This window comes from Streptomyces sp. NPDC040718 (genome assembly GCF_055593565.1).
Window position 1 is genome coordinate 407,841 of the sequence record NZ_JBVIXO010000003.1, and the last position, 12,938, is coordinate 420,778.

Genomic DNA, 12,938 nt, shown 5'->3' on the forward strand with positions numbered 1-12,938 from the left:
CGATCCGCACAAGGAGAAACCGAAGCCCATGTTCGAGTCCGTACGCGAAGACCTCCGCTCCACCCTCGAAGAGATCCGCGCAGCGGGCCTGCACAAGCCCGAGCGCGTCATCGGCACCCCGCAGAACGCCGCCGTCGCCGTCACCGCCGGCGGTGCCCCCGGCGAGGTGCTGAACTTCTGCGCCAACAACTACCTCGGGCTGGCCGACCACCCCGAGGTGGTCGCCGCCGCCAAGGACGCCCTCGACCGCTGGGGCTACGGCATGGCCTCGGTCCGCTTCATCTGCGGCACCCAGGAGGTGCACAAGGAGCTGGAGGCCCGGCTGTCGGCCTTCCTCGGCCAGGAGGACACGATCCTCTACTCCTCCTGCTTCGACGCCAACGGCGGAGTCTTCGAGACCCTGCTCGGCGCCGAGGACGCGGTGATCTCCGACGCCCTCAACCACGCCTCGATCATCGACGGCATCCGCCTGTCCAAGGCCCGCCGCTTCCGCTACGCCAACCGCGACATGGCCGAGCTGGAGGCGCGCCTCAAGGAGGCCTCCGAGGGCGGCGCCCGCCGCAAGCTCATCGTCACCGACGGCGTCTTCTCCATGGACGGCTACGTCGCCCCCCTCCAGGAGATCTGCGACCTCGCCGACCGCTACGACGCCATGGTCATGGTCGACGACTCGCACGCCGTCGGCTTCGTCGGCCCCGGCGGCCGCGGCACCCCCGAGCTGCACGGGGTCATGGACCGGGTCGACATCATCACCGGCACCCTCGGCAAGGCCCTCGGCGGAGCCTCGGGCGGCTACGTCGCCGCCCGCGCCGAGATCGTCGAGCTGCTGCGCCAGCGCTCGCGCCCGTACCTCTTCTCCAACTCCCTCGCCCCGGTCATCGCCGCCGCCTCCCTGAAGGTCCTCGACCTGCTGGAGTCCGCCGGCGACCTGCGCGAGCGGCTCGCGGACAACACCAAGCTGTTCCGCACGAAGATGACCGAGGCCGGCTTCGAGATCCTGCCCGGCGACCACGCCATCGCCCCCGTCATGATCGGCGACGCCGCCGAAGCGGGCCGGATGGCGGAGCTGCTGCTGGAGCGCGGCGTGTACGTGATCGGCTTCTCGTACCCGGTCGTCCCGCTCGGCGCGGCCCGTATCCGCGTCCAGCTCTCGGCGGCCCACTCCACGGCCGACGTGGAGCGCGCGGTGGCCGCCTTCGTGGACGCCCGCGCGGCACTTTCCGCTGCTCAGGGCTGACATCATGGGGGTGTGATCGACCCCCGCCGGCTGCGCGTCCTGCGGGCCGTGGCGGACCACCGTACGGTGACCGCCGCGGCCGCAGCGCTGTACCTCACCCCCTCCGCCGTCTCCCAGCAGCTCGCCGCGCTCGAACAGGAGACCGGCCACGCGCTGCTGACCCGCAGCGGCCGGGGCGTACGCCTCACCGCGGCCGGGGAGATCCTGCTGGGCCACGCCCACGAGGTGCTGGCCCAGCTGGAGCGCGCCGAGGCGGAACTCGCCGCCTACGCGGGCGGCTCCGCCGGCGAGGTCACGGTCGCGGCCTTCGCCACCGGCATCGCCGAGGTGCTGGCCCCCGCCATCGCCCGCCTCGCCCTGGAGCACCCGGGCATCCGGCTGCGGGTCCGGGACGCGGAGGGCGACCAGAGCCTGCCGCTGCTGCTCGACGGGGAGGCCGACCTGGCCCTCGCGGTGGAGTACCGGGGCGCTCCGGGCGCCGACGACGGCCGGCTGTCGGTCCTCCCGCTGTACGCGGAGCCCTTCGACGCGGTGCTGCCGGCCGGGCACCCGCTCGCCGACCTGCCCGCCGTGGCGCTGGCGGACCTCTCCGACGCGGACTGGGTCGGCCAGTACCCGGGCAACCCCTGCTACGACGTGACCCTGCTGGCGTGCGAACTGGCCGGCTTCCAGCCGCGCTTCGTGCACTCCTCCGACGACTTCCGGGCGGTGACCGCCCTGGTCGGCGCGGGCGCGGGGGTGGCTCTGGTGCCGCGTTCGGCACTGCGCGGCATGGACCTCAAGGAGGTCCGGGTCCGCCCGGTCGCGGGCCCGGCCGCCACCCGCCGGGTCTTCGCCGCCACCCGCCGCGGCGCCGAGACCCACCCGCTGATCGCCCCGGTCCTGGCGGCCCTGACCCGCGAGGCCCAGCGGGTGCCGGCGCACTGAGCGGCGCCGGACCCGAAACCCGCTACCGCCGGGGGAGCGGCCGCCCTACGGTGGCGTGATGACCGTTCGCATGATCGTCCTCAACGGCGCGTCCAGCTCGGGGAAGTCCGGGATCGTACGCTGCCTCCAAGCCGAACTGCCCGAGCCGTGGCTGGCGTACGGCTGCGACTCCTTCGTCGACTCCCTGCCCGCGAGGATGCGGGATGCGGACGGGGGGATCGTGTTCGCCGAGGACGGCCGGGTGAGCGTCGGGGCGGACTTCCGGGCGCTGGAGGCGGCCTGGATGGAGGGCATCGCGGCGATGGCCCGGGCCGGTGCCAGGATCGTCGTCGACGACGTCTTCCTGGGCGGCGCCGAGTCCCAGAAGCGCTGGCTGCGGGCCCTGGAGGGCCTGGACGTGCTGTGGGTCGCCGTCCGGTGCGACCCGGAGGCCGCCGCGGGCCGGGAGATCGCCCGCGGCGACCGCACCCCGGGCATGGCCGCGTCCCAGGCGGCCGTGGTCCACGAGGGCGTCTCCTACGACCTGGAGGTGGACACGACGCACACCGAATCCCTGGCCTGCGCCCGCACGATCGCCGCCCGCCTCCGCTAGGGGGGGCATGGCCCGCACAGCCCCTACGCGGCCAGTGCGCAGGAGGCTGTCGAGTACCTGCGGATGCTGGCGCTGGAGCGCCTGATCGGCCGAAGGCACCACCCGCACCAACTGGTCGAGGCAGGACTCGCGGCCCTGGTGCTCGACGTCGAGACGGAGTCGCTTCCGCTGCTCGCCGGCCTGTCGCGCGCCGAGTACGACAGTGCCGAACCGCTTTTCGACCGGGTGCTGCGCGAGTCGGGTCTGTCGGATGGTCTTCCCGTGGATGACACCGGCATCCCCTGGGAGGCGGCCCGCTGGGAACTCGTGCGCTGGTGGCTGCGGCTGGTCGTGAGCGGGAGCATGGCTCCCGGGGCCGGTGGCGACGTCATCGCCTACGAAGGCTGGGGCGCGTCGGACCGGCCGCGGGCGCTCAAGCGGCTCGTCGACGAAGCCGACGCGTACAACGGCTGGGAGGCGGTTCGGAGCGGCACGCGCGAGCAGCGGGCGGGGGCGGTCGTCGCGGAGGCCGAGCGGCTGCTGGCGGGTCCCTGGCCGCCGCTCGGCTGAGGCGTGCCGGGGCGAGCCGACCCCCGTGGCAGGGGGCGCGCGCGTTCTGCTCGTCGCCGGCCCGGCCTGATCCAAAAGACTGGGCCTAGCCGCTCCGCAGCGCCGTGAGGAGCCTGGTCCGCAGGAGCCGGACGGCCGGGGAGTGCTGGTCGCCGCGGGCGACGAGGCCGAGCCGGGAGTGCGTGGCGGCGTCGGCGAGCGGGACCGCCCGCAGGCCGGAGCCCTGCGCGGAGGAGGCGCTGAGGACGGCGACGCCCGCGCCGCGCCCGGCGAGCCGGAGCAGGGCGGCCGGGGAGCTGGCGTCGAGGTCCACGCGGGGGTCGAGGCCGAGCCGGCGGCAGGAGTCCTCGTAGGCGGCGCGGATGCCGGTGCCCCGGGAGAGGCAGAGGACCTTCTCGTCCCGGAGGGCGGCGAGCCGCAGTTCCGCCCGGTCGAGCGGGTGCCCGGCCGGCACGACGGCGGCGATCGGCTCGTCGATGACGACGTCCGCCTCCAGGCCCGGGGCGGCCTCGCCCGCGTAGCCGATCAGGGCCAGGTCGAGGGAGCCGGCGAGGACCAGGGCCTGGAGGGCGTCGGAGTGGCCCTCGTGCAGGCTGAGTTCGATGCCGGGGTGGGTGCGGCCGAGGTCGGCGACGGTGTCCAGGAAGGGCGGGATCGAGCAGCCCGTGATCATGCCGAGCCGGACCCGGCCGCGGACGGCGTCGGCGAACTCGGCGGCGGCGTGCCGGATGGCGTCGAGGGTGGCGAGGGCGTTCTCCGCGAGGGGGAGGACGGCCTCGCCGGCCGGGGTGAGACCGACCCGGCGTCCGCCGCGTTCGAGGAGCTGCTGCCCCAACTCGCGCTCCAGTTTGGCCACTTGGGTGCTGATGCCGGACTGGCTGACGTGCAGGCGGCGGGCGGCTCCGGTGAAGGTGCCCTCGTCCGCGACGGCGGCGAAGTAGCGCAGCTGGTGCATCTCCATAATCCATGATGATAGATGCCATCACATCCATCTGTTGGACTGATGGACGAGCCCGGCGGGAGCATGGGGGTATGACGACGACGAAGACCGCGCGAGAGCTTGCCGAGACCTACTTCACCGCCTGGGAGGCGGGCGACTTCGAGACCTTGCGGGGGCTGCTGGCCGAGGACGTCGACTTCGTCGGGACGCTGGCGACGGCGTCGGGAGCGGAGGAGGCGCTGGCCGGACTGAGGGGGATGGGCCGGGTACTGGAGCGGATCGACGTGAAGGCGCGGGTGGCCGAAGGCGACGAGGTCATCACCTGGTTCGACATGTACACCACCATCGCGGCGCCGGCGCCCACGGCCAACTGGATGCACGTGGAGGACGGGCGGATCGCCCGGATCCGGGTCACCTTCGACCCGCGCGGACAGCTGGCGGGGTTCGAGAAGAAGGGCTGAACGGGGAGCCGGGAAGGGGCCGCGTCAGACCCTCATGACCTCCACGCCCGCGTCCCGGAAGGGCCGGGCGGCGGCTTCCGTCAGGGCGGTGTCCGTCACCAGGACGTCCACGGCGGAAGTGGCGCAGATGCGGGCGAAGGCGCGGACGCCCAGCTTCGAGGAGTCCGCCGCGACGACCAGGCGGCGGGCCCGCTCGCAGAGCAGGGCGTTGACGGCGGCCTCGTCCTCGTGGCGGGTCGCCGCGCCGTCGGCCGCGTCGAAGGCGTCCACGCCGAGCACGGCGGTGTCCATCGAGAGCTGACCGAGCGTCTGCTGCGCCAGCGGGCCGGTCAGTTCGTACGACTGGGGGCGCGCCACCCCGCCCGTCAGGACGATCTTGAACTGTGGCCGGATCACCAGCTCGCCCGCGATGTTGAGGGCGTTGGTGACCACGGTGAGCGCGGGGGAGCCGCCCGCCGGCCCGGCGAGGTCGGGGCGGGCCGCGAGGGCGCGGGCGACCTCCGTCGTGGTGGTGCCGCCCGTCAGGCCGATCACCTCGCCCGGGGAGATCAGGGCCGCGACCGCCTCGCTGATCCGGCGCTTCTCGGCGGCCCGGCGGGAGGTGCGGTAGCGCAGGGGGAGTTCGTACGAGACCCCGTGCGGCACCGCCCCGCCGCGCGTGCGGACCAGCAGCTGCTGCTCGGCGAGCTGGTCGAGGTCGCGGCGGATGGTCGCGGCGGACACGCCGAGAGCCTCGGCGGCGGACTCCACCTCCAGCCCGTCCCGCTCCACCAGCAGGTCCAGCAGTCTCTGCCAGCGTTCCTTGCGGGTCATGGCGCCCCTCCCTGTCGTCCCCCGGCGTCCGGCCGGGCCCCGCCGTCGAGATTAGCCCAGCGGATCACCGCCGTAGATGCTTGAAGTTGCGCGAAACAGCCCGCTACCTTGCAGGAACACGCAGGGAAGTCCGGTCGGTTCGCAGCCGACGTACGCATCCAACGCGCAAGGAGCCCGCATGAGTCACGTCGCGTACGAGTTGGCCACGCAGCCCGACAGCTGGGAACGGGCGGCCGAACTGGCCCCGGGCCACCGGGCGGTGCTGCCGGGGCCCGGCGAGCGCACCGCGGTGATCGGCTGCGGGACCTCGTACTACATGGCACAGGCCGCCGCCGCCCTGCGCGAGGAGGCCGGGCACGGGGAGACCGACGCCTTCCCCGCCTCGGAGTTCCCCCGCCACCGCCGCTACGACCGGGTCGTCGCCCTGACCCGGTCCGGGACCACCACCGAGGTGCTGGACCTCCTGGCCGGGCTGCGGGAGGCCGGGATCCCGACCACCGCCGTCATCGGGGACCCGGACACCCCGGTGATGACCCTCGCCGACGACCTCGTCGTACTCGACTTCGCCGACGAGCGGTCCGTCGTCCAGACCCGCTTCGCCACCACCGCCCTGACCCTGCTGCGGGCCCACATCGGCGCCCACACCCCCTCCGTCGTCGCCGACGCCCGCACCGCCCTCGAGATGCCGCTGCCGGGCGGGCTGGAGTCGCGCGGCCAGTTCACCTTCCTCGGGCGGGGCTGGAGCGTCGGCCTGGCCCACGAGGCCGCCCTGAAGATGCGCGAGGCCTCCCTGTCGTGGGCCGAGGCCTACCCCGCGATGGAGTACCGGCACGGCCCCGTCAGCGTCACCGGCCCCGGCTCCGTCACCTGGTCGCTGGGCGGCACCCCCGACGGGATCGCCGAGCAGGTCCTGCGGACCGGCGCCGAATGGGTGGACGGGGAACTCGACCCGCTCGCCGAACTGGTCCGGGTGCAGCGGCTCGCCGTCGCCGTCGCCACGCACCGGGGGCTGGACCCGGACGCGCCCCGCAACCTCACCCGCTCGGTGATCCTCGCCGCGGGCGAGGAGGCGGTCCGATGAGCCTCGCCCCCGCCGGGACCCTCGTCGCGGAGGCGGCCGCGGCCGGCGGCGCCGTCGCCGCCTTCAACATCATCACCCTGGAACACGCCGAGGCCGTGGTCGAGGGCGCCGAACGGGCCGCCCTGCCCGTCATCCTGCAACTCAGCGAGAACGCCGTGAAGTTCCGCCGCGGAGCCCTGCTGCCCATCGCCCGCGCGGCCGCCGCCTGCGCGGAGGCCGCCCGGGTGCCCGTCGGCCTCCACCTCGACCACGTCAAGAGCCCCGACCTGCTGCGGCAGGCCGCGGACGCCGGCTTCGGATCCGTGATGTACGACGCCGCCCACCTGCCCTACGCCGAGAACCTGGAGTCCACCCGGTCCGCCGCCGACTGGGCCCACGCCAACGGCCTGTGGATCGAAGCGGAACTGGGCGAGGTCGGCGGCAAGAACGGGGCCGCGCCGCTCGACCCGCACGCGCCGGGTGCCCGTACCGACCCGGACGAGGCCCGGCGGTTCGTCGCCGACTCCGGGGTCGACGCCCTGGCCGTGGCCGTCGGCAGCAGCCACGCCATGACCACCCGGACCGCCTCCCTCGACCACGCCCTGCTGGCCCGGCTCGCGAAGACCCTGGACGTGCCCCTGGTCCTGCACGGCTCCTCCGGCCTGCCCGACGGGGAACTCGCGGCCGCCGTGGCCGGCGGGATCCGCAAGGTCAACATCGGCACCGCCCTCAACCTGGCCATGACCGACGCCATCCGCACCCACCTCACCCCGGCCGACCCCCGCCCCTACCTCACCGCCGCCCGTACGGCGATGGCCGCGACGGCCGAGGCGATGATCGGGGTCCTGGCCCGGCCCTGACAGCGGAGCGGGCGGAAATCCCACTGAGCGGGAGGACGGCGCCGCCGCGGTTGAAGGCGCGGAGCGGGCGGTGTTGGGTCGGACGGCGAAGGCTCGCCGTCCGCGCCGTCCGAAGGGGCACCGCACATGCCGCAGCCGTACCCGACCGGCGCCCTCCTCGCCGGACGGCACGGTGCGGGCGTCCTCTCGCTGGCCAACCGGCCCCCTCACGGTGGCCTCCGGCGAGGCCCGGTGCATCGCCGCCGGCGGCAGTCAGACCGGCCCGGTCACCGTCCGGCCCGGCGGGGCCCTGGCCGTCACGGACGCCACCCTCACCGGCCCGGTCTCCGCCGACGGCGCCCTCGCCCTCACCGTCTGCCGGTCCTCCCTCACCGGCCCGCTCACCGTCGAGCGGAGCTCCGGCCCGCTGCTCCTCGGCTCCGGCCGCGCCGAGGCGTCCTGCCCCGGCAACACGGTCCGGGGCCCGGTGACGCTGGGCGCCAACACCGGCGGCGTCGAGGTCTCCGCCAACACCGTCGACGGCCCGCTGCGCTGCGAGGGCAACGCCCCCGAACCCCTCGTGGCGGGCACCACCGGCACCGGCCCCCGCACCGGACAGTGCCGACGGACCTGACCCGACGGCATCCGAAGGGCCGGGAGTTCCCCACGGAACTCCCGGCCCTTCCCAATTCCTGTAACGGGTTCTACTCTGACCGCCGCCACCACAGCGACCGGCAGTGCCGCCAGACCTCCGGAGGGCCCGTGCACCTCGAATACACGCCTGAGCAGCAGCAGTTGCGCGCCGAGCTGCGGGCCTACTTCGCCGAGCTCGTGCCCGAGGACGTCTACGCCCGCTACGAGGACCCCGCCGCGCAGAAACGCTTCTACCGGGAGACCATCCGCCGCCTCGGCGCGGACGGCTGGCTCGGCGTGGGCTGGCCGAAGGAGTACGGCGGCCGCGGCATGTCGGCCATGGACCAGTTCATCTTCTTCGACGAGGCCGCACAGGCCGTCGTCCCCCTGCCGCTGATGGCGCTGAACACGGTCGGCCCGACCATCATGCGGTTCGGCACCGACGAGCAGAAGGCGTACTTCCTCCCCCGGATCCTCTCCGGGGAGATCGACTTCGCCATCGGCTACAGCGAGCCCGACGCCGGCACCGACCTCGCCGCCCTCAAGTGCAAGGCCGTCCGCGAGGGCGACGAGGAGACCGGCACCTACGTGGTCAACGGCCAGAAGATCTGGACCACCAACGGCGACACCGCCGACTGGGTCTGGCTCGCCGTGCGCACCGACCCGGACGCCCCCGCGCACAAGGGCATCACCATGCTGCTCGTGCCGACCTCCGACCCCGGCTACTCCTGCACCCTGATCAACACCCTCGCCTCGCACGACACCACCGCCAGCTACTACGAGGACATCCGCGTCCCCGCGAGCCGGCGCGTCGGGCAGGAGAACAAGGGCTGGCGCCTGATCACCAACCAGCTCAACCACGAGCGCGTCACCCTCGCGGCCCACGGCACCATGGCCATCCGCGCCCTGCACGACGTGCAGCGCTGGGCCGCCGCGACCAAGCTCGCGGACGGGCGCCGCGTCATCGACCTGCCCTGGGTGCGCGGCCGCCTCGCCCGCACCCACGCCCGCCTCGACGCGATGAAACTGCTCAACTGGCAGATGGTGAACGCCGTCCAGTCGGGCACCCTGACCCCGCAGGACGCCTCCGCCGTCAAGGTGTACGGCTCGGAGGCGCGCAGGGACGCGTACGCCTGGCTGATGGAGGTGGCCGGCGCGGCCGGCTCCCTCAAGGACGGCTCGGCGGGCGCGGTCCTGCACGGCGAGCTGGAGCGCGGCTACCGCAGCGCCGTGATCTTCACCTTCGGCGGCGGCAACAACGAGATCCAGCGCGAGATCATCTCCTGGATCGGCCTGGGCATGCCGAGGGTCCGCCGTTGATGGCCTGTGACTCACAACGATGGTTGGCACATAACAGCCGTTGTCGTCACCGGACATGCGTGCGAACGCTCGGCGGACTCAGATGCCCCCCGTCCGCCCTTGCTGGCACCCTCTCTCGGCTGGCATCCGCCCGAGACTCGGGTGGTCAGTTCAGTGGCGGGGACTCCTCCTGTCTGCATTCTTGCTAGGTCCTGCGTTGTACGTGCGTGGAGGCCACCTCGGGCGATACCCGCAGAACCCGACCCGCCACCCGTAAGTCCACGCTCCACCGGTTGAGGGCCGAACGGCATGCCGTGGAGCTGAGCGAGTTCGTGCGTGACAGGTACCCTTGACGGCGCCGACTATGAGGTCCGGAACTTCACCCGTGAAGGCATCGAGGGACTGCAGCATCGTCCCGGCACGGCTCCCCGGTCGGACTTCACGCCTCGTCCGGTGCATCCAGTCGGCAGTGGACGTCGACGATGCCCTCGACGGAGTGGGTGAGGCGTTCGGCCAGGGGGATCAGGTTGCCGTCGCGGACCTCGCCGGTCAGGGTGGCGATCCCTTGGGCCACGGTGACCTTGACCGCCTCGTGGGAGAGGGGGAAGAGGCGGTCGACGACGGTGCGGCGGATCTCGGTGGCGAGTTCCTCGTCGGTGCGGAGGAAGACCTTGAGGAGGTCGGCGCGGCTGACGATGCCCTGGAGGGTGCCGTCGGCGTCGACGACCGGGAGGCGCTTGATGTGCCGGTCGGCCATGAGGCGAGCGGCTTGGGGAAGGGTGGCGTCGGGGCGGATCGTGACGGCCGGGGTGGTCATCATGTTCTCGGCCCGGGTGGAGCCGGCCTTGGCGGTGTCGCCCAGGCGGCGCATCTGCTCGATCAAGCCGGGGCGGTGCTCGTGGAACTCCTCCTTGGGGAGGAGATCGGCCTCGGAGACCACACCGACCACGTGGCCCTCGCCCTCGATGACGGGGAGGGCGGTGATCTTCCACCGTTCCATCGCGGTGGCGATGTCCTTGAAGCCGGTCGAGGGGGTGACGGCGATGACCTCGGGGGTCATGACGTCGGCGACGGTGTACGGGGTGGAGGTCATGGCGGGGTCCTCAGCGTGCGTAGGCGAGCGGGGTGCCGCTGCCGTGAGGGGCGAACAGGTCGAGGAGGCGGGTGCGGGCGGAGTCGAGCCGGTCGGCGATGACCGCGCCCACGGCGACGGCGACGGAGCGACCGACGGCCGAGTCCTCGTTGCACAGCCGGCGTACGGCCGCTGCGTCGAATTCCAGGGCGCGCACCTCGCGGGTGGCGGTGGCGCCGAGGTGCCAGCTGTACGGAGGGACCATCCAGGACCAGCCGAGGAGCTCGCCGTAGCCGAGGGTGTCGACGACCACGTTCTTGCGGCCGGGGGCATGGGTGTCGAGGTCCACGGTGCCGCACTGGATGATCCAGAACTTCTCGGCCCGCCGGGGTTCGTTGAAGATGCGGGTGCCGGCCGGGAAGGTCACCTGGTGGGAGTGGGCGAGCGGGGCCTCGCGGGCTTCCGGTGCCATTGCTTCGAGGATGGTGTGCATGGTGCTCATGGAGTGCCTCCAACCCTTCGCATCCACCGTGCTCGGTGGGCCGCAGTGTCCGGGAGGGCCGCGCGGTGCACACCGCGGGGACCGTCCGGCCCCGGTCAGCGGACCAGGACGGCCTCCCCGGACTTGGGTACGACGGCCGTCCATTTCAGCTCGTGGTCGATGCGGTCCCGCAGGGTTTCGGCGGCGGTTTCCTCGCCGTGGACTAGGTAGGTGGTGTGCGGGGCCGGGGCGTTGCGCAGCCAGTCGATGATCTGGTCGGCGTCGGCGTGCGCGGAGAAGTGCGGGACGTCGGCGACCTCGGCTCGTACGGGGACGTACTCGCCGAACATCTTGAGCGTGCGGGCGCCGTCCACGAGGTCGCGGGAGCGGGTCATCGTCGTAGAGCGGCTTGGCGGGGCGGTGCTTGGACCAGCCGTGCTGGTTGGCGTGCTCGGCGGCCTCCATCTGGAGGCGGGCGCTGTCGCGGAGCACGATCTCGGCGAGCCGGGCGGTGTGGGCGCTGGTCAGGATCGGTCCGCGGAATCCGTGCCGGACCAGTCGCGGCAGGTAGCCGCAGTGGTCCAGGTGGGCGTGGGTGACCACGACGGCGTGGATGTCGGAGGCGTCGCAGGGCAGCTTGTCCCAGTTGCGGCGGCGCAGGTCCGCGACACCCTGGAAGAGTCCGCAGTCGACGAGGATCCGGGCGTGGTCGCTCTCGACGAGGAACTTGCTGCCGGTGACCGTCCGCACTCCGCCGAGGAACCTCAGCAGCGCCGGGCGGGCGGAAGCAGCGGACGGAACGGATACCGGTCTCCACCGTCGCACCGGAACGAGCTGCCCGCTGGGGACCTACCGGCCCCTGGTAGGGGCCGACCGGCCCAAGCGGGACGGAGGGACACAGGCACAGCCTGACGGTGAACCCTTCCGCACAGCACACAGAGAGCAGGCCGCGCCATGAAGGCACTCGTCTTCCACGGGCCCGGGCAGACGTCCTGGCAGGACGTCCCGGACCCCGCGATCAAGGACGCCGCCGACGCGATCGTCCGGGTCGACGCCGTCACCATCTGCGGTACCGACCTGCACATCATCAAGGGCGACGTCCCCGAAGTGACACCTGGCCGCATCCTGGGCCACGAGGCCGTCGGCACCGTGGTCGAGATGGGTGGCGACGTCCGCACCGTACGTCCCGGCGACCGTGTGCTGATCTCCTGCATCACCGCCTGCGGCCGATGCCGCTTCTGCCGCGAAGGGCACTACGGCCAGTGCCGCGGAGGCGGCGGCTGGGTCCTGGGCCACACCATCGACGGCACCCAGGCCGAATACGTGCGCGTCCCCTTCGCCGACCTCTCCGTCCACCCGCTGCCCAGTGCCCTGGCCAGCCACGACGCCGTCCTGCTCGCCGACATCTTCCCGACCTCCTACGAGGTCGGCGTGCTCAACGGAAACGTACGCCCCGGCGACACCGTCGTCGTGGTCGGCACCGGCCCCATCGGCCTGGCAGCAATCGCCACGGCACAGCTCTACAGCCCCGGACGGATCATCGCCGTCGACCTCGCCGCGCCCCGGCTCGCTGCCGCGCGCGACCTCGGCGCCGATGCCACCGTGAGCGCGGACGAAGAGCCCGAGCGCTTGGTGGAGGACCTCACGGACGGGCTGGGGGCGGACGTGGTCATCGAGGCCGTCGGCGTGCCCGAGGCGTTCGAGATGTGCACCCGCATGGTCCGCCCCGGCGGACGGGTCGCCAACATCGGCGTCCACGGCAAGCCCGCCGTCCTCCACCTCGAAGACCTGTGGATCAAGGACGTCACCATCACCACCGGCCTCGTCGACACCCACTCCACCCCCATGCTGCTGCGCATGATGGCCGCCGGACGCCTCCCCGGCACCGCGCTGGTCACCCACCGTTTCGAGCTGGACCAGATGGAAGAGGCGTACGACGTCTTCTCGCGCGCCGGCGAAACCGGCGCCCTCAAGGTCGTGCTCGGCGGACCGCAGCACGACATGGTCGCAGTACCGCCCCAGGAGCAGTGAGTGC

The 12,938-nt window shown here is 73.0% G+C and carries 15 protein-coding genes and 1 pseudogene; 10 read left to right on the top strand and 6 right to left on the bottom strand.

The annotated features are described in order from the left end of the window. Positions 1-28 precede the first annotated feature (28 nt). From ACZ597_RS10580 to ACZ597_RS10595, 4 genes are all read left to right on the top strand, one after another. A complete protein-coding gene (locus tag ACZ597_RS10580) occupies positions 29-1,237 on the top strand; it encodes a glycine C-acetyltransferase (RefSeq protein ID WP_471327702.1) in 1,209 nt (402 codons plus the stop codon). A gap of 12 nt (positions 1,238-1,249) precedes the next feature. Next, positions 1,250-2,164: a LysR family transcriptional regulator gene (locus ACZ597_RS10585; protein ID WP_471327704.1), complete on the top strand. Its 915-nt coding sequence runs from the start codon at positions 1,250-1,252 to the stop codon at positions 2,162-2,164. A gap of 58 nt (positions 2,165-2,222) precedes the next feature. Continuing rightward, entirely contained in the window at positions 2,223-2,756 is a 534-nt protein-coding gene (cpt, locus tag ACZ597_RS10590; RefSeq protein WP_471327705.1) for a chloramphenicol phosphotransferase CPT, read from the top strand. Between the two features lie 63 nt (positions 2,757-2,819). After that, positions 2,820-3,305 (top strand): hypothetical protein, encoded by a 486-nt coding sequence (locus tag ACZ597_RS10595; protein WP_471327707.1) that lies wholly within the window; start codon positions 2,820-2,822, stop codon positions 3,303-3,305. Positions 3,306-3,390: 85 nt separating this feature from the next. Here the strand turns inward: ACZ597_RS10595 and ACZ597_RS10600 are convergent, their stop codons facing one another. Further along, positions 3,391-4,266 carry a LysR family transcriptional regulator gene (locus tag ACZ597_RS10600; protein WP_471327709.1) on the bottom strand — a complete coding sequence of 292 codons (876 nt, stop codon included), beginning with the start codon at positions 4,264-4,266 and terminating at the stop codon, positions 3,391-3,393. A gap of 71 nt (positions 4,267-4,337) precedes the next feature. Here ACZ597_RS10600 and ACZ597_RS10605 point away from each other — a divergent pair, with 71 nt between their 5' ends. Then, positions 4,338-4,706 carry a nuclear transport factor 2 family protein gene (locus ACZ597_RS10605; protein ID WP_471327711.1) on the top strand — a complete coding sequence of 123 codons (369 nt, stop codon included), beginning with the start codon at positions 4,338-4,340 and terminating at the stop codon, positions 4,704-4,706. A 24-nt stretch (positions 4,707-4,730) separates the two neighbouring features. Here ACZ597_RS10605 and ACZ597_RS10610 read toward each other — a convergent pair whose 3' ends face one another. Further along, the gene (locus ACZ597_RS10610; protein ID WP_471327712.1) at positions 4,731-5,519 is read right to left on the bottom strand and encodes a DeoR/GlpR family DNA-binding transcription regulator; all 789 of its coding nucleotides are present in this window, start codon (positions 5,517-5,519) and stop codon (positions 4,731-4,733) included. A 178-nt stretch (positions 5,520-5,697) separates the two neighbouring features. Between ACZ597_RS10610 and ACZ597_RS10615 the strand changes: the two genes are divergently transcribed. From ACZ597_RS10615 to ACZ597_RS10630, 4 genes are all read left to right on the top strand, one after another. After that, positions 5,698-6,600 carry an SIS domain-containing protein gene (locus ACZ597_RS10615; RefSeq protein WP_471327713.1) on the top strand — a complete coding sequence of 301 codons (903 nt, stop codon included), beginning with the start codon at positions 5,698-5,700 and terminating at the stop codon, positions 6,598-6,600. Next, on the top strand, positions 6,597-7,439 hold the full coding sequence (locus tag ACZ597_RS10620; protein ID WP_471327714.1) for a class II fructose-bisphosphate aldolase: 843 nt from the start codon (positions 6,597-6,599) through the stop codon (positions 7,437-7,439). The genes ACZ597_RS10615 and ACZ597_RS10620 overlap by 4 nt, the downstream gene beginning before the upstream one ends. A gap of 211 nt (positions 7,440-7,650) precedes the next feature. After that, on the top strand, positions 7,651-8,052 hold the full coding sequence (locus ACZ597_RS10625) for a hypothetical protein (RefSeq protein WP_471327716.1): 402 nt from the start codon (positions 7,651-7,653) through the stop codon (positions 8,050-8,052). Positions 8,053-8,180: 128 nt separating this feature from the next. Then, positions 8,181-9,371, top strand: coding sequence for an acyl-CoA dehydrogenase family protein (locus tag ACZ597_RS10630; RefSeq protein ID WP_471327717.1), 1,191 nt, complete (start codon positions 8,181-8,183; stop codon positions 9,369-9,371). 418 nt (positions 9,372-9,789) lie between these two features. On the opposite strand, the gene ACZ597_RS10635 is transcribed toward ACZ597_RS10630, so the two are convergent. From ACZ597_RS10635 to ACZ597_RS10650, 4 genes and pseudogenes are all read right to left on the bottom strand, one after another. Beyond that, entirely contained in the window at positions 9,790-10,443 is a 654-nt protein-coding gene (locus ACZ597_RS10635; protein ID WP_471327718.1) for a CBS domain-containing protein, read from the bottom strand. Positions 10,444-10,453: 10 nt separating this feature from the next. Then, entirely contained in the window at positions 10,454-10,924 is a 471-nt protein-coding gene (locus ACZ597_RS10640) for a cyclic nucleotide-binding domain-containing protein (protein ID WP_471327971.1), read from the bottom strand. Positions 10,925-11,019: 95 nt separating this feature from the next. Beyond that, positions 11,020-11,298, bottom strand: coding sequence for an MBL fold metallo-hydrolase RNA specificity domain-containing protein (locus ACZ597_RS10645; RefSeq protein ID WP_471327719.1), 279 nt, complete (start codon positions 11,296-11,298; stop codon positions 11,020-11,022). A gap of 169 nt (positions 11,299-11,467) precedes the next feature. Continuing rightward, positions 11,468-11,728 (bottom strand): annotated as a pseudogene (locus ACZ597_RS10650) (MBL fold metallo-hydrolase); the annotation flags it as partial. A gap of 129 nt (positions 11,729-11,857) precedes the next feature. Between ACZ597_RS10650 and ACZ597_RS10655 the strand changes: the two are divergent. Continuing rightward, complete coding sequence (locus tag ACZ597_RS10655; RefSeq protein ID WP_471327720.1) at positions 11,858-12,934, top strand: zinc-dependent alcohol dehydrogenase family protein; 1,077 nt, start codon at positions 11,858-11,860, stop codon at positions 12,932-12,934. Positions 12,935-12,938 lie beyond the last annotated feature (4 nt).